A 26,563-nucleotide genomic window follows, 5' to 3' on the forward strand; every position below is an offset into this window, starting at 1 on the left:
GCTCGCATTCGATGCTTCTGGTGCCGCTCGCCGTCGTCCTGGCGAGCGGCCTGTCGAGCGGCGGCGCCCGCGCCGGCGATGCGGAGGCGCTTCGCTTCGCCCGGGATCTCGGGGTAGCGATCGGCGGCGCGACCGCGTGCGGGCTCTCAGCCGCGCGCGCGTCGGCGACCGGCCGGAAGGGGTTGGAGTTCGCCCGGACCGAAGGCCCCGGCGTGCCGGCCGCGCGGCTTGAGGCCGTCCATGCGGAGGCCGTGCGGGCCGCGGCCCTCGATCAAGTGAACGGCCGCAACCCGCCGTGTGCCGATGTCATCCGCGCCTACAAGGGCCTGGAGGACCAGCTGACCGTCCCCGGCGCCTACCGCTGACCTATCCGAACAGGGCGTCGAAGGCGTCCGCGGTGAGCGGCGGCCCGAGCGGTGCGTCGCCCTCGCCCTCCCGGCCCGCCTCCGCCTTGATCCTCGCCACGATCACGTCGCCGTAGACGCGATCCATCGCCAGGATGGCGTCGAGCTCCCACCTCTTGAGGCGGATCCGCTTGAGGCGGCCCCACGCCTCGATTTCGCTGAACGGCAGGGCGTTGGGCCCGGATCCGGTCCCGGTGCGCTGGTTGCTGAGCGACCAGAACCAGCGCCAGACGTGCGCGCCGGCTGGGGGAATCGCGGCCGGCTGCTTGTTCAGTTCGTCGCGGACGGCTCGGCAGAGGCGGTCGGTGACCGCCGAATAAAACGCGCGCGGTTGGCCGCCGCGCCGTCGACCGCCGCGCGGATCGGCCGGTATCGCCGGAACAGCTCGACGGCCGCCTCTTCGGTGAACGGGATCGCGGCGCCGCTCGCCGGGTCCCTGGCCGTCCAGGCCGAGCAGCACCGCGCGAGGAACACGAGATCCTGCTGGAGGATCTCGTCGCGCGTGAGCGGCATCTGCTGACCGCGCAACGCGCTTTCCTCCGCCTGCCGCTCGCGCGCGCGATCCTGCTGCGCGCTGTCCGGGCCGTGGACCCGGATCGTGAACAGCACCGCGTCGCTGCCCGGGTTGTAGACGGGCACGTCGACGCCGTCGTCCTGGGACCTCTGGAGATCGTCGTAACTGGAAAGGCCGAAGTCGATCACCTGTCGCTCGGGGATGCGGCCGCCATGGCGACCTGGTGGCGGAAATGCGGGAACCGCTGGAGGAGCGCGAGCGCTCGCGCCCTGGAGAAGGTGTAGGTCTCGCCGTCGACGACGAGCTTCGACCAGCCCTGGACGCGGGCGGCCAGCGTCTTGACGCCGCTCGGATCGTCCTCGGCCGGCTCGTCGGGCACGGGGCCAAGGCGGAGGGTCACCCCGATCTCCCCGCCGCGCTCGTCGCGCAGCGGGATCTCGATCACGTCCGAGGCCGACGCGGCCTCGCGCTCACGCGCCTTCGTCATGACGCCCTCCCGATCAGCTCGCCGACGCGGCGACGCGCACGATCTTCGAGTTGATCTCGATAGTCGCGGAGAGGCTGCGGATGTTGTTGGCCGTGCCGCCCGTCTCCTGCGCGGTTGCGACAAGGCCGACGAAGTAGCGCAGAGAGTTTTTCGGCGAGGACCCAGTCGCAGGCTTGTCGTTCATCTCCAGCTTGAAGCCGTAATTCACGTTGGTGCCGGCGGCGTTGACGAGGGCCTGCTGGCCCGCATCGGTCGGATCGTTCGAGAACAGGTTCTGCATCGAGCCGGCGTTCTTCGTGCCGAGCGCCTTGTGATCGCGCGCATCGCCGATGATCTGGTCCGTGATCACCTGCGCAGCGTCGCCGATGGAGCCCATCTCCTTCCAATTTTTGACCTCGGTCCACGTAATGGCTGTGAAGGCCGTTGCATCCAAGGTCTCGTCCGGCTCGTCCATCGCTGCGGTGCTGATGAAGAACTTGCAGCCTGCGACGGGGTAACGCTTCGCCATGGTGGTATCCTTTCAGGCGCGCGGAGAGACCGCCTAGAGGCGGTCGGATCGGGCTGGGCGCCCGGGTGGAGATCAGGCGTTCGGCGGCGCCGAAGCTCGCCAGCGGATGGTGACGGGCACGCGGGTCCAGTCCGATTCCTGCAGCGGCGCCGCCACCTGCGGCTGCTCCTCGAACCGGATCTCAACGTCGTTGCGGGCGATCACCGTGCCCGGCTTAAAGCGCAGGACGACCTGCCCGGCGACCTGCATGGGCTTCACGTTGCCCTCGCCCGCTGGCCACATCACCGCAATCTGCAGCAGACCAACGGCCTCCACGGCGCTGTCGAAGGCGTGGCCGATCAGTTCTGCCCCATTGGGGATGACCGCCACGTCGAGGTAGGGCTTGCGCAGCTTCGGGCTGAACGCCACGCCCGGGAAGCTGACATCCTTACCCAAGGCTGGGTCGAACGGCGGCGTGAGCTCGAGCGCCTGCTGGCCGATGAACCACGCCAGCGCCTCGTAGATCTGCGCCTCAGTGCCGCTCACCGCCATGTGGTACGCTCCCGGCGATGACCGACGCCGACCGCCCCCTCACCGACGAGGACGTGCACGATCGCCTGCACGCTGCCCTTGAGGCGCTCGGTGACGGGCGCCCCGAGACGATCCGCGGCTACACCGCACACACGGCGGCGCGGCGCGCCCTGGCCCTGCTGCAGTTCGCCCTTGTCGCGGCGATGGAGGCGGGCAGTGATCATCTGCCCGGCGTCGCCCCGCCACTCAGCGAGCGGGATTGAAGTTCGCCCGAGACCCGGGCCACGATCGCGGGCCACTGCTGCGCGGCGGTGCGCATGAAGGCGTCCGGCGCCTGCGATGAGGTCCCGTACTCGCGGTGCCGGGCGTAGGAAGCCGTCCAGCCGAAGTGGATCGTATCTCCGATCCCGGCGCCGGCGATCACCAGCGCCGCCGCTGCCGGGTTGTAGACGAAGGTCCCCTCGCCCGGCCGATCCCGCGTCGCGGGCGGCAGGCCGTTCAGGGAGGCTGTGCCGCTCGCGCGCAGGAATCCGGTGTCGACCCGCATCCGGCCGCCCTGCGCGACCGGCTTCTGCGCTTCGGCGATGACGCGCTGCGCGCTCTCGCGGAAGACCGCCGTCATCCGTTGCTCCGTCTCACGGACCCAGGCCGAGACCTGTGCGGCGAATCCGAGCGTCTGATCAGCCATCAGGCGATGCCCGCGAGGAAGTCGATGCGGGTCTCCATGGTGCACCTGCAATTGTGAACAATAACACCCTCTGCTATAATGAGATTTGTGACAGTCTCGAAGTTGTAGACCACGCCGGAGTGCCTGAGATGTCGAATGCCATCAACGCGGACGGCCGAAAAAACGAGAGCACCCGTGCCGCCACCAGCGCTCGGTTCGCAGCGCGACGGGCGGAGCATTTCGAGCGGGTTCGAGCGCTGCACGCTGAGGGCGCCTCGACTGGCGCCATCGCAACCGCGCTTGGCATCTCCTATCAACTCGCTCAGAGGTGTCTCTCCGATCTCGGGTTGGCTCCTCTCGGGCGAGCCGAAGCGCAGGCTCTCAAGGGGGCTCGGTCGGCCGCAGACAGCCGAGCGAAACGACTCAAGCTGCATCCCGAGGTGTCCCGTCTGTACGCGGCCAGCTACCCCGTGAATAGGATTGCCAAGCATCTCGGCGTCGGCCGCGCCTTTGTTTACAGGTGCCTTGACGATCTCGGGTTGGCTCGCCTCAACGCCTCGGAAGGGAACCGACGTGCTGCTGCATTGGCCGATCCCAGCCAGCGCATTGCTCGCGTTCGCAGCGCTCATACCGCGATCCGAAAGCTGGGACAGCGCGCTGTTGTTCGCCATGAGCAAGCGTCGGTAAAGCGTCTCACCGGTCAGTACATCGGCGCGGGCGAAACCGAGGTGGCCAAAGCATTGGTAGCTCATGGACTTGAAGTCGTCGCACAAGCCGATTGGGAAGGTTACAATATTGACATCCTTGTCGGGCACCTCGCCGTGGAAATCCACGCGACGAAATCCCGCCCCGAGGTGATCACCCAGCGTGCTTGCCGCATTGCTGAGATGCTGAGCGCTGGCATGAGCGTGATCTACATTCATTGCCCGCGGGGCGGCGAAACGATCATGCCCGCTGCAATAGACCAAGTGGTCGCCTTCTATCACGCCACTCGCCGGAACCCATCCTCGCTGGGTCAGTACCGGGTGGTTCGGAGTGACGGCCAGATTGACCACGCCTCCGGCCGTCAACTCGACAAGTTCGCCCGAGTATTCGCGCGCTACCACAGCCTTCAGACCAACCATACTGATCGTTGACCAGGGGGCGAAGCAATTCACGATCTCGGACGCGGGCGCCAGCGGATCGCCCGGGAAGCGCAGGCGCGCGCCGCTCGCGCTCACGAAGGCGCCGTTGAACGGCACCGCCTTGCCGTTGAGGCCGCGGTGGGTGTCGCGCACGCGGCCGTCGCCGGCCGACCGCCACACCTTCATCACCCGGCCCTCCTGGATCTGGCCTGCATCGATGGCCTGCTGCATCGCCTCGTCCTGGCTCTGATGCAGCGCCGCCATGGCCTCGGTCCGGCCGATGGTCTCGGCGCGGTAGCGGAGCGCCCGGTTCCGGTAGGCCGCCACCATCGCGGCGATCTGCTCGGCGGTGAGCGGCTTGCCGGCGGCCACGGCCTTCCTCACGGTGCCGTCGAACCGCTTGTCGCGCAGCTGCCGGTCGAGGGCCGCGAGGTCGCCGCGGGCGAGCTCGTCGGCGTAGCGGCGCACCCACGCCTCCTGCGAGGACGTGAGGCCGATCGCGCCGCCGTCGCGCCGCTTGGTCTTCGGGTCGATCCGGCCGACGAGGTCGAGCGCGACGTCGCGTGGGTTGCGGCCGGCCGCCATGCCGGCGTCGAGGCTAGCGCGGATGAGCGTGCGCTGATCGTCAAGGATCTCGCGGACCGCCGTCGAGGAGTGGTCGCGCAGCCATGCCTCGGCGCGCGGGTTGCGGACGTCGAACCGGATCTCCAAGCGGTAGCCGTCCGGCTCGCGCAGGGCCGGCAGGCGCACGGTGGTGTAGTTTCCGCCCTCCTCGAAGGCCTGAACGAGGGCGGCGTCGAGCGCGCGGAAGGCCGCCGAGTCGAGGCCGACCGCCCGCACCGCGCCGTCGATGTCACCGCGTTCCAGCATCGTGACGATGACGCCGATCCGCGCGCGGTCGCGGATGTCGGCGACCGCGGCGAGGAACGCGCGCTGCAGGCGCGGCGCCCAGGCATCGATCAGCTGGTCGAGGCGGTTCGCGGCGGCCATCAGTTCGCTCGGGCTCGCATCATCGCGTCGGCGGCGGTGAGCCCGGGCACCCACGGGATGCGAGCGCAGAACTCGCATGCCTCCATGCGGCCGACCGCACAGTCGGCCCAAGTGCCGCGGCAGATCACAACATTGTCGCCAGCCTCGCAGGCGTTGATGGCGGCTTGCACCGCCTCTTCCTTCGTCGCGTAAAGATCCGCGTCGATGTTCTCGGCAGCGCTCACAGCCTGCACCTCAGCTCCCACGTGGCGGTCGCCGGGTCGCTCGTGACCGCGGGCTGCCCCTCGCCGTCCGAATAGACCTGCAGCGTGACGCCCTGGATCGTGACCCGGTCGCCCTCCTGCGGCTCGACGGCGAGCGTGCGGGCGAGGATCACCACCTTCCAGTCCCGCGCCGCGACGAGGCCGCCCTGGCGCGAGTAGGCCGACCACTCGTCGCGGAATCCGCGGCACGGGTAGGCCTGCGGGGCGCCAATCGACGGGTCGTAGGCCGGGCCGGTCGCCGCGCCGTCGCGGTGCAGGGTGACCGGCAGCATGGCGGGCGAGAGTGCCTTGGCGATGGTCTTGGCGAGGGAGCCGGCGAGGGGCGAGGGCATCAGCCAAACATCATCGCGGGCATGCTGACCTCGACGACGCCCCGCCGCCACTCGCGGCGAAACTCATCGCCATTGACCACCGGGCAGTCGTTCTCGTCGAACACCTGCACGAGCACCTCGCCGAGTTCCTCATCGGCGGTGATGCAGCCGAATACCTCCTCGCCGTTCAGGGTGACGAGGATGCCGGCGGTCGGCCCGCCCCACTCCACGAGCGTGCGATAGCCGCTGTCGCGCTCGTCGACCGAAATCCGCATCAGCCTTCGACCTCCATCAGCGCCTTCTTGGCCAGCTCGAGGAGCCACAGCACCGCACCGCCGTCCGCCCGGGACGACGCGAAGAACGGGTCTCCCGCCTCGTCGAAGCCGATCACCACGACCTCGGTGAGGTCTGCGTCCTGCGCCTGGGCCAGCGTGCGGGCCGGCGTCATGTCGAGGCGGGTCAGCACCCGCACGGCAGCCACATTGCCCTCGTCGCGCAGGAACTCGCCGCGCTGGCGCACGCGGCGACGGCGCGCGGTCGGCAGGCGGGTGACCGTTCCGTTCATCACGCGCGCTCCCGACACGGCCCGAGGCCGCACAGCCCGCAGGTGCGCGGCGCCGGCTTGCCCTGCGCGGACAGGATCTCGCGGCAGACCGCCGGGCCGGCGTTCACAGCCGAGGGCGAGGACGTGACGAGCGCGACCTCGCACCTCACCACCGTCCGGATTGCTTCGGCGACGCCCTGAGCCGCGGCGTGGCCTTCGGGTCCGGGGTCGGGCACGATGAGCACGCGCATGTCAGCCCCTCACCGCCCGGCCGCTGTAGGGATTTGCCGGCAGCAGCAGGCTCGCCAGCGCCAGCCCGATCGCCTGGAACGTGGTCGAGGCCGGCGCGCCGCCCGCATACTCGATCTCGACCGAGCCGGCCGCGAGCCGCTTGATCGCGCCGCCGCGCTCAAGGTCCGGCGAGAGCGAGCCGGGCTCGGTGAGTTCGCGCAACGCCGCCTCGCAGACCGCCGCGACGACCTCGCGCGGGATCTCGGTCGAGGGGATCGCGTCGACCCCGCTGCGGAACAGCGGATCCTGACCGGGCAGGAAGGCCGCCGAGCGCCCGTTGTCGGGCACGAGGGTGAAGGCGCTGACCCGTGGCCATTCGAGAGCCTGCACGCGCCCTTGGACGCGATAGCCGGGAAAGCGGTCGCGGTAGGTGGCGTCGATGAACGCCGTGGCCCGCACAAGCGCCGCCTCGCGGAACTCGTCCGGCACCTCCGGGTCGAGCCACGCATCGTTGCGGCGCGCGAGGTGATATGCACAGGCCTCGGCCACCGACACGTAGCTCTCGGCGTCCGGCAGGCCGGTGCCGTTCTCGACGATCAGCATGCGGGCCTCAGTTGCAGATCACGCGGATGGTGAGCGCCGTGTTCGGCGCCGCCTCGAAGGGGCCGGAGGACAGCGCCAGCGTCCCGCGGGAGCGCATCACCGCCACGGTCGCCCCGGTCAGGGTCTGAGCGGTGACGCCGCCCGAGATCATCTGCGTGCCGGCCCAGCCGAGGATCACGTCAACATCGGGCGTCGCGGCGCAGGCGGGCCACGTGTAGGTGGCCACGCCGCTGGCGTTGCTCGTCGCGGTGTAGCGCTCCACGCGGCGCGGCGTGCCGGCCGGTCCAGTGGGACCCGTTGCGCCGGTTGGGCCGGCGGGTCCAGTCGCCCCAGCCGCACCCGTAGGCCCGGCGGAGCCTGCTGAACCCGTATCGCCTTTTGGGCCTTGGATGCCCTGAAGTCCCTGCAAGCCTTGAGGGCCGGCGGAGCCTACGGCGCCCGGATCACCTTTAGGGCCAGCGACACCAGAAGGGCCAGCAGGACCAGTTGCGCCAGAAGCACCCACAGGTCCGGCAGGCCCAACGGGGCCAGTAGGACCGGCAGCGCCGGCAGGGCCGCGATCCCCAGCAGGCCCCATAGCGCCAGCCTGCCCGGCATCGCCCTTCTCTCCCTTCGCGCCTGCGGGGCCGGCTGGCCCGGTCAGTCCTGTGGCACCTGCGCTGCCTGCAGGGCCGCGCTCACCCTGCGGGCCGGTCGCTCCAGCGGGTCCGGCTGGTCCGATAGCACCCGTGGGGCCAGCGGGCCCGGCGACGCCGGGGTCGCCCTTGGCGCCTGGCGCCCCTGCGGGACCCTGCGCTCCGGTCGCTCCTCGTTCACCCTGTTCTCCCTTCGGACCGGCCGAACCGGGGATTCCCGTTTCGCCCTGCGGGCCGGGCGCCCCGATGCCTGGGCTGCCCGTGCCTCGCGCCTGAACGGCGACCGGGGCGAGCGCGAGGATGAGCGCGAGGACGAGCGCGCGCCTCATTGCCCGGACCCATAGGTGAGTTCGAACGGGCAGGAAAAGCCCGCCGGGATGGCTGGCCCGCCCGCGTGGGGCACGACCATGATCGAGACGACACGCGGGTTCGTCATCTGCGGCGAGGACGCCAGCACCTCGCTCGTGCGGGCGAGGAACCGCGTGCCGGTCGTCGCCGTGACCGTATCGCCTATGGCCATCACGGACTTGACCCGGATGTCGTGCACGCACGGATTCACGCCGCGGTATGAGGTGGCGCCGACCGGCTGCGTGATCTGGTACTGCTGCGGCGCCGCCGTGGCGACGAGGATGTTCGGCTCGCCCATCCGGAAGAAGGGCGTGGTGTCGGCGGCGCGGGCAGCCGCCCCGAGGGCCAGCCAGAGCGAGAGCAGCGAGAGCAGTCGGCGCATCACTGATACCCCAGGAAGCCCGAGACATCCCCGGCCGCGGGCGCGGTGGTGTCCGCATCGCCGTTCGCCGCCGTCACCGACATGCTGATGCCTGCCGTGAAGGCGAGCCCGAAGGACGTGGTGAACTGCTGGCAGGAGCCGGCCGAGAGGGCGATCGCGCCCGCGGCGACGGGGGTGGTGCCCGTCACGGCCGCAGGGCTGTCGTAGAACCGCACGTAGCGCGTCGCCGCCGCGTTGTTGCAGAGGTTGAAGCTGTAGAGCCGGCCCGGACTGGTCTTGACCGCCGTGGCTGCCGCGCTCGAACCGCTCATCACGCGATAGATCGACAGGCCTCCGGCCGGCGTCGCGCTCGGCGGCGCGGATCCGATGCACAGCCGCCCGTCGGGCGTGACGGTCTGGGCGGCGAAGTCGCCGGGCCCGTAGGTGACGCTCCCGCAATTCGGGACGATCCGCGCGCCGGTCTGCGCCCACGCCGAGGCGGGCGCGAGCGCCAGCAGCAACGCGAGGAGGCCCGCGCGGCGCATCACGCGGCCTCGGCCGTCATGCGGCTCATCTCGGCGTCGGCCTCCTCCTCGGTGCGGAAGCCGGCGCTGACGCGCTCCTCGCCGCGCATCACGAACCAGAGGCCGCGCGGCCCCTTGCTAGTGCGGAGATCCGCGGGCGAAACGGTGGAGCCAGGCGCCGGCTCGGGCTGGGCCGGGGCGGGAGAGGCGGGCTCGGTGCCGCCCACCGGCTCGTCGGAGCGCCCGCGCTCCTCCTCGGTCCGCTCGCGGGCCTCGTAGACGGCCGCGCCCTGCTCGATGTCCTCGGCCATCTCGTGCAGCACGGCGAGTTGCTCGGCCGGCGACAGCTCGGCGAAGGGCAGTCCGGCCATGCGGCGCTTCAGGCCGACCACGCGCAGAGTGATGGCGGCCGCGGCGTCGCGCACCGCCGGGTCGAGGAGCGGGGCCGCCGAAGCCGCCGAGGCGCCGGCCGCGTCATCCCAGAGCACGTGCTCGGGCCGCCGGTCCGCCTCGTTGATCGTCATCATGGTGCCGGGCGCGGCCGGGTTGTGGACGCGGATCGTGGGGATGCGGGACATCGGCGGCTCGGGCTACAGCGGCGGTCGGAAACGGTCGGAAACGGTCGGAAACTAGGTTTCCGACCGAAGGGGCGCCGTGCGCCTCAGCCGCGGGACCAGCCCGCGCGGAGATAGTCGCCGACCATCTCGGGGTGCACGTAGGCCACCGCCGGCTCGCCCGCGGCCAGGGTGTCGGAGGTCGTGAGGACCAGCTTCACCTTGCCCTCCGCGTCCGGGCTGAGGCCGGGCGCGAGCTGCGGGTTCTCGGGGGTGTTCGAGAACTTCTGCGCGTGGTGGTCGCCCACCGCGCGGTCGGGCTCGACGACGGCCGAGAGCGCCTTGGCCTCCGCGGCCGTGGTCGCTTCGGTGCTGGTCTCCTCCTCGGCGCGCGCCTGCTCGGCCGCCGCGCGCTTGTCGTCGGCCTCCTGGTGCGCCTTGTCGGCGGCGATCTGCTCCTTGGTCTTGCCGGCGTCGGCGGCGGCCGCGTCGGCCTTCTCCTGCGCCTCGCGGGCCTTCACGTCGGCCTTGTGCGCCGCGTCGTCCGCGCGCGCGGCATCGGTCTGCTTCCGGGTTTCGTCGGCCATCGCGGCCTCCTGCTCTCGATTTTGCGGGATAGGCGGGGGCGAGCCGGCCTCAGGCCGGCCCGAGGCAGGATCAGCCCTGCAGGACGGCGACGAAGTCCGGCTTGACGACGGCCGCGCCCCAGGCGAGCGCGATCTCGTACTGGACCTGCCGATATTGCATGTAGGTCGAGATCTCGAACGCGATGCCGGAGACCGGATCGACGACCGTGATGCGATCCAGCGCCGAATCCTGCGGCACGCCGTTGACCACCGGCAGTGCCGGGGCGCGGGTCGCCAGCACGATCGAGGACCGGCTGAACGCGAGGTTCGGGGTGTAGCTGTTCGACAGCGTCACCGCATCGCCCGCGGCGTGCGCCTGCCGGAGGCCGGGCGAGCCGATGGTGATCGTGCCCGGGGCGGAAATGTCCGTGCCCACGACGACGTACTTGTTGGCGTCGCCCGCGAGCGTGATCACGTCGCCCGGGTTCACGGTGCCGGTGCCGGTGGCGAGCGCCAGCCAGGTCGTGCCGACCGGATAGGAGCCCGCGCCGAGCACGTAGCTCGCACCCGTGCCCTTCACGATCGGCTTTACGCCCGCGGAGTTGTGGATGTCGAACCCCTCGACCCGGGCGATGATGCCGTCGCGCAGCAGCTGATCCGTGCCGGCCTCGTTGGCCTTGAACAGGACCGACTGCTTGCCGCGCAGGTTGTTGATCGCGGCCGAGCCGAGGATCATCTGGCGGTCGATCATCGGCGCGCCGTTGTTGTCGAGGATCATGTGCATGTTCGAGAAGTCGGTGAAGTCGCCGGCCGTCCCGAACGGCGCCGTGCCCGGCGTGCCGTAGGCGCGCGAGGCGGCGCGGACGGCCTTGGTGACGACGTCCACCTCGATCGCGTTGGCGAGGGTGCGGAAGCCCTGCGCGAACTGGTCGGCGAGGACGCGGTTCACGCCCGGCCCGCCGGTGTTGAGGCCCAGCTGCTCCTCGCCGTTCCAGCGGATCGGCACGCGCTTGGCGTTGTCGATCGTCAGCTGCAGGCTGCCGAGGGTCTGGTCGCCGTCGTTCGGCGGGGTCACCGCCGGCACGATGTCGCTGGCGGTCACCGCCGGGGTGATGAACGAGGTCACCTGTTGGCCCTTGGCCGCGCGCGAGACCTGGCTGTCACGGTTCACCGCGGGGATGATACCGATCATCTCCCGGGAGACCTGGTCGAGACCTTCGTAAATGGTCGGGATCAATCCCGTCAGGGTGTTGGCCACGGTGTGGATCCTCTCGGATGGGGAGGTTGCGTCAGGGGTCGGGCCATCCGGCCCAGGCGCCGCTCCCCATCCGGGTGACGGCCGATATGCCGCGCCTCAGGCGCGCGGCTGATCAGTCGACGAGGGACGCTTCGCCCTTGCGGACGGCGACCATCGCCGCGGATTGCTGAGCGGGCGGGAGCTTGTCGAACTCGGCCCGGGTGTAGGTGCGGGCGCCGCCGTTGCCGTTGCTCGGGCGGGCGCCGGAACCCGACGAATTGGTGCCCTTGAGGATCGAATCCCGGTAGGGATCGGCCGCGATGAGGTGTTCGAGCGCCTCGTCGAAATCCGCGACCTCGCCCGGCTTCGCCCGGGAATAGATCGGGTTGCCGGCGTGATCCTTGGCGATGATCTTGCCGTTCTCGACGGCGAAGTGCTTGCCGAACTGCGCCTGCAGGAAGGTCGGCGGAATCGCGACCTTCTCCGCGACGAACTTCGAGCGGCTGAACGAGCCGCCGATCTTCTCTTCGTAGAGCGCCGACTGCAGGCCGTTGCGCTCGCCCTCGAGCTTGGCGATCTGCTCCGCGCTCGCCATGGCGACCGCCTCGACCTGTTCGCGGGCGGCCTTGGCGGCGGCGTCGCGGATCTCCTGAACCTTGCCGGCGGTGACGAGCTGGCCCTGGTCGAGGTTGCGGACGGTCTCCATGGCCTTCCGGGCGGCCTCGGCGTCCTCGATGCCCTCGAACGCCTTCAACCGGCCCTCGGCCGCCTCCTTGGCCTCGCGGTGGGCCTTGGCTTCGCCGTTCAGCCGCGTGATCGTCCCGATGGTGTGCGGGGCGTCGAAGGCGATCTCCTTGCCGGCCTCGTCGACGTAGACGGGCTTCCCGTCCTGCACGGCCGCATAGGTCGCGCCGTTCACCTCGATGGTCTTGAGCTTCATCGGTCTGGCTTTCTCGGGCATCCGCCCGGGTGGGTGGGGCGATCCCGCCCCGGTGCGCCGCTGCCTATCCAGGCGTGCGGCCTCATGGCCCCGGCGTTGGCCGGGGATCTCGTGGACGCCTCAGCGCGCGAAGGCGGCGAGGCCGAGCGCCAGGACGGCGAGCCCGAGGCAGAGCAGCATCACGCCGACGGCGATGCGGTCGCCCTCTGTCATCCGCCGCTCACGCGGCCTGCGGCGGAACACGGCGCGGCGGAGGGGCGGGCGGCGGCACCAGCGGCTCACCGGTGCGCGGGTCGATCTCTTCCTCGGGTTCGAGGCCGCGCTGCTCCTCGGCCAGGAGAGCCACCTCGTCGTCCGCGTTGAACTCGCTCGGCAGCACGTCGAACCGGCGTAGTCCGGCCCAATAGGTGCGCTGGCTGATGTCGCGGTCGGCCCGCGCGTCGCGCAGCGCCTGCAGCGGCGCCTGGGCGAACGGCAGGGCCGAGAAGTCGGTCGAGACCGTCACCTCGGCGGTCTTCTCCTCGCCGAGCCATTCCGACGTGAAGACGAGCGCCTGTTCGAGGGCATCCTTCAGGGCGAGCGCCCACTGCTGGACCGCGCTGTGCGCCTTGGCCGCCTCGACCGAGGTCGCGGTGGCGGTGGGCGCGCCGCTACCTGGCGTGAGCGGCTGCATCCCGAGCCGGCGCATGGCCTCGGTGATGGCGGCGACGTGGTTGCGGATCTCGGCGATGTTCTCGGCGGCCGGCTGGATGTAGTCGAAGTCCCGAGGGGCCTGATCGGCGCCGGCCTCGCCCGTCCAGAGGATGCGCTTCGGCCCGATCTCGACGGTGGGCGCCGGCGCCATGCCCTTGCCCTTGAGCATGGGCGAGCCGGCGAAGGTCAGCACCTCCTCCTGCCGGCTGAGGGCTTGATACAGCTCGATCTGCATCCCGGCGAGTTCTTCGAGCGGCGGCTTCACCCGCAGCACGCCCAGACGGCGCCCGGTGCGGAACAGGTGCAGCGGCACCGACGAGGCCCTCTTGGGCCCGCGGGCGATCACGCCCGAACTCACCTCGCGATAGTCGTGCTCGTCCGGCGCCTTCTCCCAGACCGCCCAGCGGCCGGGCTCGTAGACCCGCACGCGCTCGGTCTTGGTCTCGCCGAATCCGGCTTGGTCGACCGCGCACTCGCGGATCCGGACGTGCTGGATGACCTCGCGCCCGCCCTGCCATGTCGTGTAGAGCGCGACGATGTCGCTGGCGTCGATCTGCAGCCAGTAGGGCCGCGCACCGGCCGCGCGCTCCTCGGCGATCGTCAGCGGGCGGCTCGCGCCCATGCCCTCGGCGGCCGAGCCGTCGGCGCGGCGGTGCATGTCCGGGTAATCGACGAAGATGCCGTGCAGCCCCTTCGCGATGCCCAGCGAGAACGACTCGGCGGCGAACTGCGTCAGGTTGTGGCCGCACCCGTCGATGTCCTCGGCGAGTTCCTTGATCCGCGGCGAGGTGCCCTCGCTCAGGCCGACGTCCTCGCTGAACGGCTTCGACGCGAGCGCGCGCAGCGCGTCCTCGAACTCCGGCCGCCAGGGCGCGGCGGCCTTGCGCCGCTCGTATTCGCCATCCGGCTCGCCCTCGAACCGGGGCAGGTACTTCACGCCGGCTGCACGGATGGCCGCCGCGCCCGCGAGCACGTCGCCGATGAGCGTCCAGGCCCGTTCCATGGCCTGCCGCTCCGACGACAGAGCCGCCGGGTTGGGCTTCGCGTCCACCACGATCACCGCCTCACGACCTGCAAGCCGGAGCCCGGCGGCGAGGATTGGCGCTCGACCATCAGTTCAGTCAGCGCCCAGACCAACGCATCAACGCGATCTGGCGAGCCCTCACCCACGAAACCATCATGCGTGATCGCGCACATCTGGTCCTCAAGCGGCGCCAGCCCCTCGCCGCAGTGCGTGACTCGCCCTTGCTCGTACAGCGCCGCGATCGGCTCGGCGCGCAGCACCTTGCCTCGCGATGCGTTAACCATGGTCACCGGCACCTTGGGATCTGCTGTCCTGATCACGCTCTGGACCATGGCTCCGCCGAAGTTCTTTTCCGCTACGATGCGGTCGCCCTTGAAGGTGCCGAACGCCTCGACGGTCCTGCGGCCCCAACCGGCAGGTGACAGCTTGCAGGTCCAGTCGCCCAGCACGTAGGCGCGGCCGTCCACGCCTTTGCCGGCGATCACGATGCCGATGCCGTCACCCTTGTCCTCACCGGTTGTGCCTGATGGGTCGACCCCGACCACGACCCGCTGCATGTCCGGTAGATCGCAGCGCGTCCGGGCCGTGTCGATCATCGCGCGCGTCCAGAGGGCGCCGGGCACATCGTCGAGCAGTTCCGCCTCAAGTTCTTGGCGACCGAGCCGGGTGCCGCCGTAGCGCTCTTGGATGGCCGCCAGAAACGAGGCGGCCAAATTGTCGGCGTTGTCGAGGGTTCGACCTCGCGTGACCACCGTGCGGGCATCAGTCAGCAGGGCGCGCACAAGGGGGATGGGCCGCGGCGTCGTCGTCACGACCTGTCGCGGATGGGCACCGAGGCGCAGTCCGAACTGCAGCTGATCCCAGGCCTCCTGCGCATAGCGCCACTTGGCCAGCTCGTCGCACCATGCGCAGTCGAATTGCGGTCCGCGAAGCTGGTCCGGCTCGACTGCGTTGAAGAGCGTCGCTGTGGCGCCGTTCGGCCACGTCAACCGCCGCTTGGACGGTTCGTATTCAGGCCTGCTCCAAGGCGGCGAGATCGCGAGCAGTCCACTCTCGCCCTCCACCATGACGTCTCGGGCATCCGCTGCGGTCTCCGCCACGAGAGCGATGCGGCCTGCCCTTCCGGCCTCGACCTCGCCGCGAATCCACTCGGCCCCGGTGCGGGTCTTGCCCCAGCCTCGACCAGCGCTGATCAGCCACGTGCCCCAGTCGCCGGGCGGAGCCAGTTGATCGGGTCGCGACCACGCCCGCCAGTCGAACTCCAATTCTTCCGCATCGCTGTCGGGGAGGTCGCGGAGGATCTCTGGCCTATGCCGGGAAACCCAGCCGAGCAGCGAGGCGGTCGAGGGCACCCCCAGGCTTGTTCTGAGGCTCGTCAGGATGCTCATCGAGGTTGTGAGCTTGCCGCTCCAGCGGGATCAGGCGGGCCGTCACGCGAGAAAGCTTCTCCAGCAAGTCGCCGGGGCTCTCCCGTTCGCCGAGCAACGGCCCGTCGGGCTGACCGCCCTGCAGGAACGTCGCAAGGCGATCGGCGAGGACGCGCTTCAGCCCGTGAAGTTGCTGCAGATCCCTGCGATGGGAGGTGACAACATCGAAACCGGCTTGTGCGGCTTGCCCGATGATCTCCGCATCGGTTCGCGTGCGTTGAGAGTGAGAACCGTCAGCGCGAACCAGCTTCTCGCGAACCGCTTCGCGAACCTTGTCGGCCAGGGCACGGGTCCATCCCTCAGCCTTCGCACGCTTGCGGATAGCGGTGTCGGAAATCCCGTGCCGCTTGGCAATCTCGCGAAGGGAAAGCTGCCCGGCGCGGTACTCGGCCTCGATGGCCTCCCAGTCGAAGCGCTTGTCTGTCATGAGCGAACGCGAAAAAGCCCCGTCACGATCACTCGCGCGGGGCCACCAAAGCTACCGCACGGGATGACGGTGACATTTATGCCACAGCCGGCCCGTGCGAACGCATCCTGAATATCACGCGGCTGCCGCGAACTTCAAGCCGGCTGCCTTCGCCTGCCTGTGGGTCCATACGGCCTGTGGCGGCAGATCGCCGTTCCGGATCAGGTATGCAATCAGGCGCGGCCACGGGCGCTCCGGATGGCTCTGGCGCAAGGTCGCATCGAACTCGCCTCGCAGAATGCGCAGGCGCAGGTCGAAGACGTCATCCTCGGGCAGATCCGCCCACGCCAGGGAGGCGCCTCTCACGACGCGCTCCAGCCCCTCGATGCCCGCGATGCTTTGAAAGCTGTGATCCAGGCCGAACACGACCGTGCGGGCCAACAAAGGGCGCTCTGCGACGAACCGCTGCCGGGAGCGGATTCGCCAGAAGCGGATCATCGGCAGCACGGTGTCGATCTCGCGCCTCTGCATCTCGTCCCTGACCTTGATCTCGCATCCCGGGAATGTGACCGCAGCGTGCCAGCGCAGTGGGTTCGGCTCGCCGGCAGCCTGCGCCATGGCGGCCGCCCGGCGCGTGTCCCGAGGCCATCGGCAGCGCTCGCCGAGGCGCAAAGCCGGGTCGGCCGGCAACGCCGGAACGTCCGTCGCCTCACCGGCGGCTTGGGCGAGGGCAGTACCACGGCGGGACATCGCAAACTCCACGCTGCAGGATGAGGGCCGGCACCGGAGCGCCGGCCCGGGATGTCAAGGCTTGCTGAAGCAGGGACCAAGGCCGCAGCGCGGGCATAACCGCGGATAGGGCAGCCCCTGCGCCTTGAGTTCACAACTAGCCGCCACACCCACGTTCGAGGCCTTCAGGGGCGCTGGCTTCTCGGGAGGGCGCGGCGCCAGTCGCAGCAGCGCCGGTGACAGCCATGCGGTCTGCAACGCGCCCGCATTGGTCCATGTGACCTCGATCTGCGGCATCTCGGTGCGCATGGAGAGCGCCGTGACCGTCATGGACAGGGCGTCGCTCTCGTCGTGCACGAGCATGACCCGATCCCCGATGGCGAAGGGGGATGCGAAGGTGGCGCGAGGAGGCTCTTGGCCCCCTGGTGGCATCGCGACGCCGACGGCGAAGTGCAGGAGGCTGTTGCCGGTCGCCATCACGCCGCCTCGCTACCCACGAGCCGCGGCCCGGCCTTGCGCCCCAGCCCCGCCGCCTTCGCCAGCTCGCTCCGCTGCGCCGCGTAGTTCGCGGCGGTCATCGGGTAGTTGTACCCCAGCCCGAACCGCGCCCGGTACGCCTCCGGCGTCATCCCATGCGTGCCGAGGTGGCGCTTCAGGGTCTTGTACGGCTTGCCGTCCAGGAAGCTGATCAGGGCCTCGGGCGTAACCGAGCGGCGGATCTCGGCGGGGGTCTTGTGCTCGCTCGGCGCCACGGGCTCCGCGGGCTGGCCCAAGCCAGCGAGCGCGCCGTGCACCGAGGCGATCAGCCCGGGCAGGTCGGCGGCGGGGACGGCGTTGCGCTGGACGTAGGCCGCGACGAGGGTCGCCGTGGTCATGACCAGCAGCGGCCGGGAGGCGTCGAGGGCGAGGGTGAGCTTGTCATCGGGCATACACGATCTCCTAAGTCGTTGATCTGCTTACGTTTCCCACTTTTCCCGGATTTTTCCCGCGCTCAATATCCCCTAAGTGCTTGATCCATTTATCTTTCCCGTTTTCCCGTTTTTCCCGGAGGTAGAGGAGATACTAAGGGGCGTGTTTTCGTCCGGGATCACGGATCTCCATTGCTCTCTCGCGTGCATGCGCACGCGCGTCGTGTCTCCTGTCAGGGCGGGAAAAGCGGGAAAACGGGAAACCCTTCTGGATCAATGACTTGATCCATTCCCGATCCGGGAAAATCGCGGGAAAAACGGGAAAATCGCCCCGTTCGGGCTTGCCTCATGAGGCCGCCCTCCCCTGCGACGGGTATTGAACGACGTTCGCGGCCTCACGGCCGAACTCCGGCCGCTTCAGCGCGTAGGCCTGCACCTTGCCGAGCCCCTTCACGTACCGGAGGTACGGCCGGCCATCCTTCTCCTCGCGCCAGAGCAGGCCGTCCCGCCGCAGCAGCCCGGCGGTCGCCTCCTCGGTCATGACGTTGCCGGCCGCCGCCCGCAGCTTCTCCCGCAGCACGTAGACGGCATCCTCATCGAACCAGCCCTCGGCCTCGCGGGAGCCGCCCTGGGCGCCGACCTCCCGGATCGTCACGCCCCAGCGCTGAGCCACCCAGGCCCGCAGCGCCGCCAGCGCCTGCTCCTCAGGATCGAGCGCCCGGGCATCGCTCGATTTCGAGAACCGGCCCCACGCCCACGCCACGCAGGAGCGCACCGGCGTCTCGCGCGGCAGCAGCCCGTAGGCCACCGCCATTTCACCCGCACGACGCAAAAGCGCGAACGAGGTGGCCGCACGCACCCGCGTGCTGTCGGCTGTCGTCCCGGCGATGCGCCTGGCATCGGCCAGGATCTCTTCGCGAAGGGCGACCGGGTGCAGGTGCAGGCCCTCGCCCAGCAGTCCTCGGATGAAGGCCGGGCCCGCGTGTCCAAAGTGGCGATCGACGGCCGCGATCCGGTCGAGCGTTTCGCGCGGCACTGAGCGGTTGACCGTCGTGACGTCGATGTCCGCGAAGCGCGCCGCCATGCCGGCGATCCAGTCGCCGCGCTCGTCGGTCTTGACCTTCTCCTCCAGCGAGCACTCCGCCGAGAGGATGACGAAGGTCGACCACGTGTAGATCTCCTTCAGCGTCGCATCCGCCGTCATCCGGCGGCGGCCGGCGCCGCTCGCGAAGGTGTAGATCATCTGGGCCACCTCGGGCCCGGTGACGTTGGCGAGATCGTCGAGCGACAGCACCGTGCCGTTCGCGCGAGCGGCGAGCGCCTCCATGGCGTTCACGGTCGACTTCGCCGATTGAGCGAGCCCGGGCTTGCGCAGATCCGGCGTGGACCATGCCGACACGGCGAGCTTCTGCGCCGTCGTCTTCCCGCTCGTCGAGAGACCCGAGAGGTTGATGCCGTGCGTGTCGATGCCGATCAGCGAGGCGATCACGCCGGCGAACGCGGCGCAGGCCCCGAGCGTCCAATGCTCGCAGGCCTCGGCGTTGACCGCCTCCGCGACCGCGTCGCGCCAGCCGTCGAGCGTGCCGCTGCGCGCGATGGCGGGCGGCATCCGCGTCGTGACCGACAGCTCGTAGGCCAGATCGGCCAGTGTGCCGATCACCTCGCCGTCGGGGCAGACAAAAAACGGGTCGGGCACGCCCGGCAGCTCGTGCCAGCCGGGCTGGGAGACGACGAGAATCTCGGCCTTCGGGTCCGCCGCCTTGAGCGCGCGCACCGCGATGTGCTCGCCGTCGTCCTCCGTGCGCAGACCCGCCGCGAACAGCAGGGCGCGGATCTCGCCGCCGCCCTGTCGAGCAAGGTCGCCGCGCTCGATGTCGATGTGGCGCGGCCGCCCGTTCATGTCCTCGACCGCGATGCGCAGGCCGTAGGCGTCCTCGCGATCCAGATAGCGGATGCGGGCCGTCATGCCGAACGGGGTGGCGACCGGCACGACGACGGCCGGGGCCTCCCGGCGCTTTGCGGGCACCTCCTTGTGCACCATCACCCGGCCGCGGTGGCGCTCGTAGAACAGCGGCGGCGATGCGAGGCGCGGCAGGGGATAGAGCGCGGCGATCCGGTCGAGCTCCTCGTCGCCGGTCCCGTCGTCCTCAGCGCCGCTCGCCGCAGCATCCTCGCGGCGCTGGCGGCGGCGCTCGTCGCGCTCTGCGCGCGCCCGGACCTCCGACAGATCGCGCGGCCGACGCAGACCGGCCCGCAGGCCCGAATCGATCGTGTCGAGCGCGGCCTTCAGCCCATCGTCCTTCACGAGCCCGCAGGCCTCGGCCGCGCCGCGCAGGGCCTCGCGCACCTCACTTTCGGCGAGCGCACCCACCGCCACGAGGCCGCCGAGCTTCAACGCTGCGGTGTTGAGCGCGTTGTTGCGCCCGCCGCCCGGAGCCCCCGAGACCGCGGCGACCTCCTTGTCGAGCGCGCCCCGGCCGTAGCGCAGCACCGCCGCTTCACCGAGGCCCAGCGCCGCGGAAGGCTCGACGTTCCGAGGCTCCCGCGGCGCCCACGGACCGCGCGCGCTCGCCTCTGCCTTCGCGTCGCGCGCCGCCTTCGCTTCCTCCTTGCGCATCAGCCGCGCGAGCGCCTCGGTCGGCGGGCTCAACCCATCCTCCGGCCCGGGACACCACGTGTAAGCCCGGCCATCCTCCCGCACCGAGGGCGGCACGATGACGTAGCCGCCCTCGCCGCGCACATCGACTGCGGCTCCTTTCGGCTTGCGCCCGTCCTCGCGCGTCGCGCCCTCCGGCGGCGGGATGTGGAGCGCCGGGCTGACGTTCGCCCCGTTGCCGATGGGGGCCGCAGGATCCGAGGCGAACCAGAGGTGGAAGCCGCCCGACCCGGTCTCGACCATCGCCGTGTCGGGAAGCCCGCCGACATGATCGCGCAGCCGCTCGACATAGGCCGCGCCGGTGATCACCTGCGGGTCGCCGAGATCGAGATCGATGACGTCGCCGGTACGGGATCCGGTCGGCACGCCGATCATCGCCTTGGGGTGCTTGCCCCACCACGCGCGGATCTGCTCCACGTCCGTGGTCGCGAGATAGAGCCCGCCGTCCTTCGCGCCGGGCGCGCTCTCCTTGCGCGTGAGCGGCTGCTTGGTCTTGGGCGAGCACGGGAAGACGGGCCAGCCCCGATCGGCGTAGGCGAGCGCCGCGAGCAGCAGCGCGTTGTCGGTCGGCGCCGTCATGACAGCACCACCGTCACGCGCTCGGCGGCGCGCGTCAGGCCAGTATACAAGTGCCGGGATCTGTTATCCCGGAACGCACCGCTCTCATCGATGAGCAGCACGTCGTCCCACTGCGAGCCCTGCGCCTTGTGCACGGTGAGCGCGTACCCGTAGGTGAACTCGTCGGAGCTGCGTCGCTCCGCGGCCGGGATGGTCTCCTCGCACCCCTCGAAGAACTCGTGTCGGACGTAGACGTCGGCGCGCTGCCCCTCGACGTCGCACGAGGCCACGCGCAGGTCGACGCCGTCCTCGTCGAAGCCCTCGACCTCGGCGACGTCCCAGAGGCCGCCGTTGAGGAGGCCCTTCTCTTTGCTGTTGCGCAGGCACACGAGCCGGTCGCCGACCTCCGGGTAGTCGGGATCGCGGCCGAGCCTCCGCCGCGCCCTCGCGTTGAGCGCGCGGCGGGTCCGGTTCATCCCGACCAGGATCTGATCGGAACCGGCCTCGACCTCCGGCGTGAAGCGCGCGATGTCGATGACGCGGCTGTTCCCGTACTCGCCGCGCGCGAGGCGACCGCCGTTCCGCACCTTCGTCGACAGGTGGATGATCGGGTTGTCCGCCGCCTGACGGTGGATCTCGGTGAGCATCACGTCCGGGTCGGCGGCGATGAAGTAGCCGTCGCCCCGCACCGGCGGCAGCTGCGCGGGATCGCCGAGCACCAGGATGGGCGTGCCGAAGGACAGGAGATCCTGGGCGAGCTTCTCGTTCACCATCGAGCACTCGTCCACGATGACGAGCGCGGCACCGGCCACGGCCGAGAAGGGGTCGAGGCCGTAGCGGATCTTGACGCCGACCACGTTGCCCTGCGCGTCCCGCTCCTCGATCTCGAAGGCGCGGTAGATCAGGCTGTGGATGGTCGAGGCGCCCTCGCAGCCCTTGGACCGCAGCACGAGCGCGGCCTTGCCGGTGAAGGCGGCGAACAGGACGGCGCCGCGCACGTCCGCCGCGGCCGCGCGGGCGAGCGTGGTCTTGCCGGTGCCGGCGTAGCCGAACAGCCGGAAGATCTGCTGTCCGCGGGTGCGCCGCCACGCCGCGATCTCGCGGAGCGCGCGGTCCTGTTGAGCAGACCACGTCATGCGGCCGCTCCGTCGGTGCGCGTGTCGAGCGCCCGCAGCACGGCCGCGCTGAACGCGTCGCCGACCGCCTTCGAATCGAACTCGAACACCGCCGCGTACTGGATCTTGCCGTCCTTGCGGACGAGCTCCTGGTCACGGCTGATCTGCGCCTTCGAGGGCAGGCCGATCCAGCGCTTGCCGTGGCTCTCGTGCACGGTGCAGTCGCGGATGGTGAGCCGCATCGCAGGGATGCGCACCGTCACGAATCCCTTCAGGCTGTTGCGCTCCATCGCCTTAAACGAGACGATCTCGACCGCGAGCTTCCCGGTCTCGCTCATGCGGCAGCTCCCGACGTCGCCTGCGCCGCCTCGAGCTGCGCGATCTTCTCGTGAATGACTTCGCGGACGCGGCGCTCGCCGCCCGGCATCAGCGCGGCGAGGCGGGCGAGGTCGGCGAGCAGCTCCAGCCCGTCTTCCATGGCCTCGGGGATGTCGACCCAGCGCCAGGGGTCGACCTTGAAGGCGTCGTTGTCCCCGAACCGCGCCAAGTACGACCAGTAACCGAGCGGCTTGGACTTGATGGCGTAAGTCGTGCACTCAACGATCCGGCCGATGGGCACCGGACGGCTCGGGTGCTTGGGGTCGTAGGCGGTGGCCATGGCGCTACTCCGCGGCCGTGAGAAGGGGAGCGGCGGACGGCGCACCGAAGCGCGCGGCGTCGTCGGGCCGGGTGAGCGCGTGGCGCTGCCCGGGCGGGATGTGCAGGATCGGCAGCGGATCGACGAGGCGCGACCAGCAGAACCACGCGTAGGCCGTCGCCGTGGTCCCGTTCGGCTCCCACCGACCGCGATGCATCGGCAGGCGCTCCACGTAGGGAGCGAACAGCGTCGGCGGCCGGTGCCGGAACAGGCGCGCGTAGCGCTCGGCCCCCTCGTTCCAAGCCGTGCGGCAGAGGCAAGCGACGATCGGCGCGAGATCCAGCGCGCGCAGCACGAAGTCGACCGCCACGTTGAAGGGCGGGTTGAAGATGATCGCCTCGACGTCGGTGCGGATCACCGTCGCAGGGTCCAGAAAGTCGGCGACCGGGTAGCCGCGGCCGTAGTCGAACACGTCCGAGGCGTGGATCTCGGGAATCGCCTCGCGCAGCACCTCGGCCATGTGCCCCTCACCGCAGCAGGGATCCCACGCGGTCGCGATGGCATGCGGCGACAGGCGCGGCAGGACATGGCGCACGAAGGCGCGCGTGCCCCACGGGGCGGTCGGGAAAAAGTCGAGGCTGTCCGGCGGCTCGCGCCGGGACGACATGACGGACGCGCCGCCGGAGGGGACGATCACCGACATCCGAGAATCCCCTTGATCTGCTCGAAGGCCCGCGGCGGATCCCCGACCACGCCATCGTTGAATGGCGGCAATCCATTCCGCTCCCGCATCAGCGCGATCCGCCGCCCGATCAGGCTCAGCAGGTCGTGCCGCGCGTTCCGGTCCATGCCCTGGATCCACTCGGCCGCCGCGACGCGCGCGACCAGCACCGGCCCGTCGGCCAAGCCCATCGCCTTCATGAACCGGTCCAGCTCGCGCACCTGCGCGCCGTGCGGACCGTCGAGCAGCGCCTGCAGCTTGCCCCGCTTCCACGCGCGGTACTGCTTCGACAGCTGCTCGTCCTCGCGCAGCTTCTTCTCGGCCGCCAGCCCGAGGCTCATCTGGCCCGGGCGGCCCGCAGCGCGCGGCGCGGCGCGGCGCTGACGGTGCTCGGCGTGAGGCTGGAGCGCCGCCATGCTCAGAACTCCGTCGCCGGCTCGGGCCGGGCGCCGCGGCGGGGCGCGAGCCCGAAGGCGGCCCCGGCAGCGATGGCGTCCTCGACGGTGTCCACGACGGCGACGTGGAAGCCGCGCTCGCGCAGGTCGGGCACGACGCGCTTCTGATCGGTGGACAGGCTGGCGAACCGCTCGCCCGGCGCTACGGCGCGCTCGCGCGCCTGCACCTTGTCCTTGACCTCGAGATGGAAGGCGCGGCCGTCGCGGCCGTAGACGATCAGGTCGGGGTGACCGGTGAGCAGCCCCATGCGCTTCGTCGCGCCGGCCTCAACCAACCCGCGGCGGCCTTGGTTCGGCACGTGCGAGATGAGGCAGTCGAAGCGGTGGTGCAGCGCGATGACGATCGCGATCTGGAGGTTCTGCTCGGGGCGCGTCATGCGGCGTCCTCCGCCGCTGCCTCGACCTCTGCGGCGGCCAGCGTCAGCCGCTCCGCGAGGTGCCTTGCATCGACCGGCTCCAGCACGACATCCGCGCAGCCACCGCCCGCCTGAGAGGCAGCGAGCAGCACGCGACCATTGTCGAGGATGAGGGTCACGCGCGAGACGCCGCGCTCGGTGATGAGGGCGAGGCCGGCGCCGTCATGCCGGATGAGGGCTTGCGCGCCGTCAGCCACGGGTCACCCGCGCGGCGGCCGTCGACCCGTACGCATCCATCGCCTCTTGCGCGTCCAGAGCCGCGGCAGCCACTCGGGCGGCGCTTCCGCCCGCACGCGCCGCTCCTCGGCGCGCCGGACCGTCCACGCCATCACGAGCCGGGCGACCGCCCTCCACAACCGCATGGCGTATGCTCCTCAGCACGTCTGCGCGTGCCTCTTCGTGTTCTGCTGCGGCCTCGATCCGGGCGCAGAGCCGGTCGTAGAGCGCTGCGATGTTCAGGGCGTCGTGCAGGTCGATCCGCACCAGCGGGCTGCGGCCGATGACGCGGCGCACCCAGGTCGGCGACCGGGCAATCTCCTGCCCGACCGTCTGATAGGCGCGCATCTTGGAGCCGTGCGCAGAGGCAAGCACGTCGACGATGCCGACGAGCTTGGAGCGCTTCTGCTCTACGGCCTGCTCATAAGTGATCATTCGCGCTGATCCACTCGGCTTTGACCACACTTGATCAACCCTCCGTGCCACGTTCGTTGCGACACGGGAGGGATCAGCAAGTGCAGGAGGTGGACAGGAGAACGCAGGACTACACAAGCGCGACCGACGATGCTTGCCGGCTGGCGGTCACGCAGAAGAGGACGAGAAAGCACCCCCTCTCCACACAGGGAGAGGGGGCCAGTCAGGGAGGAGACGCCCAAGGAGGGCTGCGCACCTACCGGCTCAGAGGACACCGGCAGGGGCATCGCGGCGTGGGCGGTCAGGCCAGCGCGCTCGGAGAGGCGCCCGGCGAGTGCGGCGGGGGAACCAGCAGGGCCGGGCGCACCGTCGGCGGGGCCAGGGCGGCAGAGCCGACGGATTCGGGAATGGTGAGAGGCGGAGGCGGCGCGCATGTCAGCGCCCCCCGACCTTGATCCACCCATCGTCCACGAGTGCCCACCGCACGCCGCAGCGGCAGGTGTAGGCGCGGGCGCCGGCCGGGCGCGGCGTGTAGGGGGCGCACGTCATGCGGCGGGCCTTTCCTTGACCGCCGGCAGCGCCTCAGTCGTCGCTGCGGGCGGAAGCGCAAAGAACCACGCATCATTCCAGAGCAGACCGAGCCGCGCCGCGGCCTCGCGAACGCGCTCCAACGCGTCGCGCGGGGGCTCAGAAAGCCCCTTCTCCCAGCGAGAGACGGTGGCCTGTGTAGTCCCGATCAGCCTCGCCATCTCGGCTTGGCTCACTCGGAAAACCTCACGGCGGATGCGGAGCATGGGGCTCATATGCCAATACCTATACGTATCAGCATGAGCACGCAAGCCCCCTATGCGAGTTTGCATTTGCCTTCGCGCGCGTACCGTCACGGTATGCGCAGCATGGACGTGCCCGAGATCATTCGCGCCCTGATCCGCCAGAACGGCGGCAAACAGGGCCCCGTCGCCAAGCTGCTCGGCGTGGCGCAACCGACCGTCAGCCGGTGGCAGTCAGGTATTGCCAAGCCTGATTTTTATCAGTCTCAAAAATTAAGAGCGGTTGCAATCGAAGCTGGTTTGCTCACTATTCCAGAGCACGAGCTGGCCACGTCACGAACGGCTAAAATCGCTGGTTTCGTGGGGTTGGGCGAAGAAATCGACTGGATGGGCGAGGCGGACGTGGCGTTGGAAGAGGTTGAACTACCATTTCCTGTCCCTGAAGGTTGCGTTGCATTGGAAGCGAAGGGTGACAGTATGCATCCTCGCGTGAAAAACGGCGAGGTTGTAGTTATAAGGCCTAATGGTTACACAGCTAAAGACTTGATTGGTCAGGAGGTCGTGCTGAAGGTGCGAGAGGGTCCGTATCTTCTCAAGACTCTACGGCGAGGCACTGAGCCCGACCTGTTCAATTTGGAGAGCCACAACGCTCCCCTTCGGGAGGACGTGGAGGTCGAGTGGGTCGCCGAGGTCTGGGCGATCATTCCGAGCAGGCGATGGAGGCGGATGGCTTAACGGGCGACCTTTCGACCCCATACGCATACGCATAGTTTTCGCTTGACCGTCCATACTTATGCGCATAAGCATAGGCCATCCACCCACGGATGGCCGCTATGCCCACTGTCCCCTTCGAGATCCGAAACCGCTGGACCGGCGAGGTCCAGGTCACAGCGCAGATCGAGTGCGAGCCGGACACCCTGCCGAGCGTGAAGCTCGGGCTCGCGGTGCGCTGGGCGCGCGCGAACGGTGCCGACCTGCGCGGTGCCGTCCTGCGCGGTGCCGTCCTGAGCGGTGCCGACCTGAGCGGTGCCGTCCTGCGCGATGCCGACCTGAGCGGTGCCGTCCTGAGCGATGCCGACCTGAGCGGTGCCGTCCTG

The 26,563-nt window shown here is 70.0% G+C and carries 41 protein-coding genes; 4 read left to right on the plus strand and 37 right to left on the minus strand.

Features of this window, described 5'->3' with window-relative positions; all coding sequences use genetic code 11:
• Positions 1–20: 20 nt before the first annotated feature.
• Entirely contained in the window at positions 21–365 is a 345-nt protein-coding gene (locus MFF61_RS12360; RefSeq protein ID WP_238235429.1) for a hypothetical protein, read from the plus strand.
• A 1-nt stretch (position 366) separates the two neighbouring features.
• Here the strand turns inward: MFF61_RS12360 and MFF61_RS34130 are convergent, their stop codons facing one another.
• From MFF61_RS34130 to MFF61_RS12380, 5 genes are all read right to left on the minus strand, one after another.
• Positions 367–777 (minus strand): phage tail assembly chaperone, encoded by a 411-nt coding sequence (locus tag MFF61_RS34130; RefSeq protein WP_444543593.1) that lies wholly within the window; start codon positions 775–777, stop codon positions 367–369.
• Positions 675–1,106, minus strand: a complete 432-nt coding sequence (locus MFF61_RS12365; RefSeq protein ID WP_238235430.1) for a hypothetical protein — start codon at positions 1,104–1,106, stop codon at positions 675–677. Before MFF61_RS12365 ends, MFF61_RS34130 begins: the two co-directional genes overlap by 103 nt.
• Positions 1,103–1,405, minus strand: a complete 303-nt coding sequence (locus MFF61_RS12370) for a hypothetical protein (RefSeq protein ID WP_238235431.1) — start codon at positions 1,403–1,405, stop codon at positions 1,103–1,105. Before MFF61_RS12370 ends, MFF61_RS12365 begins: the two co-directional genes overlap by 4 nt.
• A 13-nt stretch (positions 1,406–1,418) precedes the next feature.
• Positions 1,419–1,913, minus strand: coding sequence for a hypothetical protein (locus tag MFF61_RS12375; protein ID WP_238235432.1), 495 nt, complete (start codon positions 1,911–1,913; stop codon positions 1,419–1,421).
• Positions 1,914–1,985: 72 nt separating this feature from the next.
• Positions 1,986–2,444 carry a phage tail terminator-like protein gene (locus tag MFF61_RS12380; protein ID WP_238235433.1) on the minus strand — a complete coding sequence of 153 codons (459 nt, stop codon included), beginning with the start codon at positions 2,442–2,444 and terminating at the stop codon, positions 1,986–1,988.
• A 17-nt stretch (positions 2,445–2,461) separates the two neighbouring features.
• Between MFF61_RS12380 and MFF61_RS12385 the strand changes: the two genes are divergently transcribed.
• Positions 2,462–2,686 carry a hypothetical protein gene (locus MFF61_RS12385; protein ID WP_238235434.1) on the plus strand — a complete coding sequence of 75 codons (225 nt, stop codon included), beginning with the start codon at positions 2,462–2,464 and terminating at the stop codon, positions 2,684–2,686.
• Here MFF61_RS12385 and MFF61_RS12390 read toward each other — a convergent pair.
• The 32 genes from MFF61_RS12390 to MFF61_RS12545 all read right to left on the minus strand — a co-directional run bounded on the left by MFF61_RS12390 (position 2,644) and on the right by MFF61_RS12545 (position 25,490).
• Positions 2,644–3,045, minus strand: coding sequence for an HK97 gp10 family phage protein (locus tag MFF61_RS12390; protein WP_306423391.1), 402 nt, complete (start codon positions 3,043–3,045; stop codon positions 2,644–2,646). The genes MFF61_RS12385 and MFF61_RS12390 overlap by 43 nt on opposite strands.
• Before the next feature lie 65 nt (positions 3,046–3,110).
• Positions 3,111–5,204 (minus strand): hypothetical protein, encoded by a 2,094-nt coding sequence (locus MFF61_RS12395; protein WP_238235436.1) that lies wholly within the window; start codon positions 5,202–5,204, stop codon positions 3,111–3,113.
• Positions 5,204–5,428 carry a hypothetical protein gene (locus MFF61_RS12400; RefSeq protein ID WP_238235437.1) on the minus strand — a complete coding sequence of 75 codons (225 nt, stop codon included), beginning with the start codon at positions 5,426–5,428 and terminating at the stop codon, positions 5,204–5,206. The genes MFF61_RS12395 and MFF61_RS12400 overlap by 1 nt, the downstream gene beginning before the upstream one ends.
• A complete protein-coding gene (locus tag MFF61_RS12405; RefSeq protein WP_238235438.1) occupies positions 5,425–5,799 on the minus strand; it encodes a hypothetical protein in 375 nt (124 codons plus the stop codon). Before MFF61_RS12405 ends, MFF61_RS12400 begins: the two co-directional genes overlap by 4 nt.
• On the minus strand, positions 5,799–6,053 hold the full coding sequence (locus MFF61_RS12410) for a hypothetical protein (protein WP_238235439.1): 255 nt from the start codon (positions 6,051–6,053) through the stop codon (positions 5,799–5,801). The genes MFF61_RS12405 and MFF61_RS12410 overlap by 1 nt, the downstream gene beginning before the upstream one ends.
• Positions 6,053–6,343: a hypothetical protein gene (locus MFF61_RS12415; protein WP_238235440.1), complete on the minus strand. Its 291-nt coding sequence runs from the start codon at positions 6,341–6,343 to the stop codon at positions 6,053–6,055. Before MFF61_RS12415 ends, MFF61_RS12410 begins: the two co-directional genes overlap by 1 nt.
• Positions 6,343–6,573, minus strand: coding sequence for a hypothetical protein (locus MFF61_RS12420; RefSeq protein WP_238235441.1), 231 nt, complete (start codon positions 6,571–6,573; stop codon positions 6,343–6,345). Before MFF61_RS12420 ends, MFF61_RS12415 begins: the two co-directional genes overlap by 1 nt.
• 1 nt (position 6,574) lies before the next feature.
• Positions 6,575–7,156, minus strand: coding sequence for a DnaT-like ssDNA-binding protein (locus tag MFF61_RS12425; protein ID WP_238235442.1), 582 nt, complete (start codon positions 7,154–7,156; stop codon positions 6,575–6,577).
• A gap of 7 nt (positions 7,157–7,163) precedes the next feature.
• Positions 7,164–7,418: a hypothetical protein gene (locus MFF61_RS12430; RefSeq protein WP_238235443.1), complete on the minus strand. Its 255-nt coding sequence runs from the start codon at positions 7,416–7,418 to the stop codon at positions 7,164–7,166.
• A 167-nt stretch (positions 7,419–7,585) separates the two neighbouring features.
• Positions 7,586–7,753 carry a hypothetical protein gene (locus tag MFF61_RS12435; RefSeq protein WP_238235444.1) on the minus strand — a complete coding sequence of 56 codons (168 nt, stop codon included), beginning with the start codon at positions 7,751–7,753 and terminating at the stop codon, positions 7,586–7,588.
• Between the two features lie 363 nt (positions 7,754–8,116).
• Positions 8,117–8,521 (minus strand): hypothetical protein, encoded by a 405-nt coding sequence (locus MFF61_RS12440; RefSeq protein ID WP_238235445.1) that lies wholly within the window; start codon positions 8,519–8,521, stop codon positions 8,117–8,119.
• Complete coding sequence (locus MFF61_RS12445; protein WP_238235446.1) at positions 8,521–9,045, minus strand: hypothetical protein; 525 nt, start codon at positions 9,043–9,045, stop codon at positions 8,521–8,523. Before MFF61_RS12445 ends, MFF61_RS12440 begins: the two co-directional genes overlap by 1 nt.
• On the minus strand, positions 9,045–9,602 hold the full coding sequence (locus tag MFF61_RS12450) for a hypothetical protein (protein WP_238235447.1): 558 nt from the start codon (positions 9,600–9,602) through the stop codon (positions 9,045–9,047). The genes MFF61_RS12445 and MFF61_RS12450 overlap by 1 nt, the downstream gene beginning before the upstream one ends.
• 83 nt (positions 9,603–9,685) lie before the next feature.
• Entirely contained in the window at positions 9,686–10,165 is a 480-nt protein-coding gene (locus MFF61_RS12455) for a hypothetical protein (protein WP_238235448.1), read from the minus strand.
• A 70-nt stretch (positions 10,166–10,235) separates the two neighbouring features.
• A complete protein-coding gene (locus tag MFF61_RS12460) occupies positions 10,236–11,402 on the minus strand; it encodes a major capsid protein (RefSeq protein ID WP_238235449.1) in 1,167 nt (388 codons plus the stop codon).
• Between the two features lie 112 nt (positions 11,403–11,514).
• On the minus strand, positions 11,515–12,321 hold the full coding sequence (locus MFF61_RS12465) for a DUF6651 domain-containing protein (RefSeq protein ID WP_238235450.1): 807 nt from the start codon (positions 12,319–12,321) through the stop codon (positions 11,515–11,517).
• A 220-nt stretch (positions 12,322–12,541) separates the two neighbouring features.
• Positions 12,542–14,017, minus strand: a complete 1,476-nt coding sequence (locus tag MFF61_RS12470; protein ID WP_238235451.1) for a DUF4055 domain-containing protein — start codon at positions 14,015–14,017, stop codon at positions 12,542–12,544.
• 53 nt (positions 14,018–14,070) lie between these two features.
• Positions 14,071–15,426: a DNA-packaging protein gene (locus tag MFF61_RS12475; protein WP_238235452.1), complete on the minus strand. Its 1,356-nt coding sequence runs from the start codon at positions 15,424–15,426 to the stop codon at positions 14,071–14,073.
• Complete coding sequence (locus tag MFF61_RS12480) at positions 15,347–15,892, minus strand: hypothetical protein (RefSeq protein WP_238235453.1); 546 nt, start codon at positions 15,890–15,892, stop codon at positions 15,347–15,349. Before MFF61_RS12480 ends, MFF61_RS12475 begins: the two co-directional genes overlap by 80 nt.
• 114 nt (positions 15,893–16,006) lie before the next feature.
• On the minus strand, positions 16,007–16,621 hold the full coding sequence (locus tag MFF61_RS12485) for a transcription termination/antitermination NusG family protein (RefSeq protein ID WP_238235454.1): 615 nt from the start codon (positions 16,619–16,621) through the stop codon (positions 16,007–16,009).
• A gap of 54 nt (positions 16,622–16,675) precedes the next feature.
• Positions 16,676–17,077 carry a hypothetical protein gene (locus MFF61_RS12490; RefSeq protein WP_238235455.1) on the minus strand — a complete coding sequence of 134 codons (402 nt, stop codon included), beginning with the start codon at positions 17,075–17,077 and terminating at the stop codon, positions 16,676–16,678.
• A complete protein-coding gene (locus MFF61_RS12495) occupies positions 17,077–17,529 on the minus strand; it encodes a Ros/MucR family transcriptional regulator (protein WP_238235456.1) in 453 nt (150 codons plus the stop codon). The genes MFF61_RS12490 and MFF61_RS12495 overlap by 1 nt, the downstream gene beginning before the upstream one ends.
• A 325-nt stretch (positions 17,530–17,854) precedes the next feature.
• On the minus strand, positions 17,855–20,743 hold the full coding sequence (locus MFF61_RS12500; protein ID WP_238235457.1) for a bifunctional DNA primase/polymerase: 2,889 nt from the start codon (positions 20,741–20,743) through the stop codon (positions 17,855–17,857).
• A complete protein-coding gene (locus MFF61_RS12505) occupies positions 20,740–21,858 on the minus strand; it encodes an ATP-dependent DNA helicase (RefSeq protein ID WP_238235458.1) in 1,119 nt (372 codons plus the stop codon). The genes MFF61_RS12500 and MFF61_RS12505 overlap by 4 nt, the downstream gene beginning before the upstream one ends.
• The gene (locus MFF61_RS12510; RefSeq protein WP_238235459.1) at positions 21,855–22,175 is read right to left on the minus strand and encodes a hypothetical protein; all 321 of its coding nucleotides are present in this window, start codon (positions 22,173–22,175) and stop codon (positions 21,855–21,857) included. The genes MFF61_RS12505 and MFF61_RS12510 overlap by 4 nt, the downstream gene beginning before the upstream one ends.
• Positions 22,172–22,495 carry a hypothetical protein gene (locus MFF61_RS12515; protein ID WP_238235460.1) on the minus strand — a complete coding sequence of 108 codons (324 nt, stop codon included), beginning with the start codon at positions 22,493–22,495 and terminating at the stop codon, positions 22,172–22,174. Before MFF61_RS12515 ends, MFF61_RS12510 begins: the two co-directional genes overlap by 4 nt.
• A 4-nt stretch (positions 22,496–22,499) precedes the next feature.
• Complete coding sequence (locus MFF61_RS12520; protein WP_238235461.1) at positions 22,500–23,177, minus strand: hypothetical protein; 678 nt, start codon at positions 23,175–23,177, stop codon at positions 22,500–22,502.
• Complete coding sequence (locus MFF61_RS12525) at positions 23,168–23,611, minus strand: hypothetical protein (RefSeq protein WP_238235462.1); 444 nt, start codon at positions 23,609–23,611, stop codon at positions 23,168–23,170. Before MFF61_RS12525 ends, MFF61_RS12520 begins: the two co-directional genes overlap by 10 nt.
• 2 nt (positions 23,612–23,613) lie before the next feature.
• Positions 23,614–24,027: a VRR-NUC domain-containing protein gene (locus MFF61_RS12530; RefSeq protein ID WP_238235463.1), complete on the minus strand. Its 414-nt coding sequence runs from the start codon at positions 24,025–24,027 to the stop codon at positions 23,614–23,616.
• Complete coding sequence (locus tag MFF61_RS12535) at positions 24,024–24,263, minus strand: hypothetical protein (protein ID WP_238235464.1); 240 nt, start codon at positions 24,261–24,263, stop codon at positions 24,024–24,026. Before MFF61_RS12535 ends, MFF61_RS12530 begins: the two co-directional genes overlap by 4 nt.
• A complete protein-coding gene (locus tag MFF61_RS12540; protein WP_238235465.1) occupies positions 24,256–24,717 on the minus strand; it encodes a hypothetical protein in 462 nt (153 codons plus the stop codon). The genes MFF61_RS12535 and MFF61_RS12540 overlap by 8 nt, the downstream gene beginning before the upstream one ends.
• A gap of 524 nt (positions 24,718–25,241) precedes the next feature.
• Complete coding sequence (locus tag MFF61_RS12545) at positions 25,242–25,490, minus strand: helix-turn-helix domain-containing protein (protein ID WP_238235466.1); 249 nt, start codon at positions 25,488–25,490, stop codon at positions 25,242–25,244.
• Between the two features lie 102 nt (positions 25,491–25,592).
• Here MFF61_RS12545 and MFF61_RS12550 point away from each other — a divergent pair, with 102 nt between their 5' ends.
• Together MFF61_RS12550 and MFF61_RS12555 are read left to right on the plus strand one after the other, a co-directional pair.
• On the plus strand, positions 25,593–26,201 hold the full coding sequence (locus tag MFF61_RS12550) for an XRE family transcriptional regulator (RefSeq protein ID WP_238235467.1): 609 nt from the start codon (positions 25,593–25,595) through the stop codon (positions 26,199–26,201).
• 98 nt (positions 26,202–26,299) lie between these two features.
• Positions 26,300–26,563: pentapeptide repeat-containing protein (locus MFF61_RS12555; RefSeq protein ID WP_238235468.1), on the plus strand; the 264-nt coding region annotated here is incomplete at its 3' end.

This window comes from Methylobacterium isbiliense (assembly GCF_022179325.1).
Lineage (GTDB): Bacteria > Pseudomonadota > Alphaproteobacteria > Rhizobiales > Beijerinckiaceae > Methylobacterium > Methylobacterium isbiliense.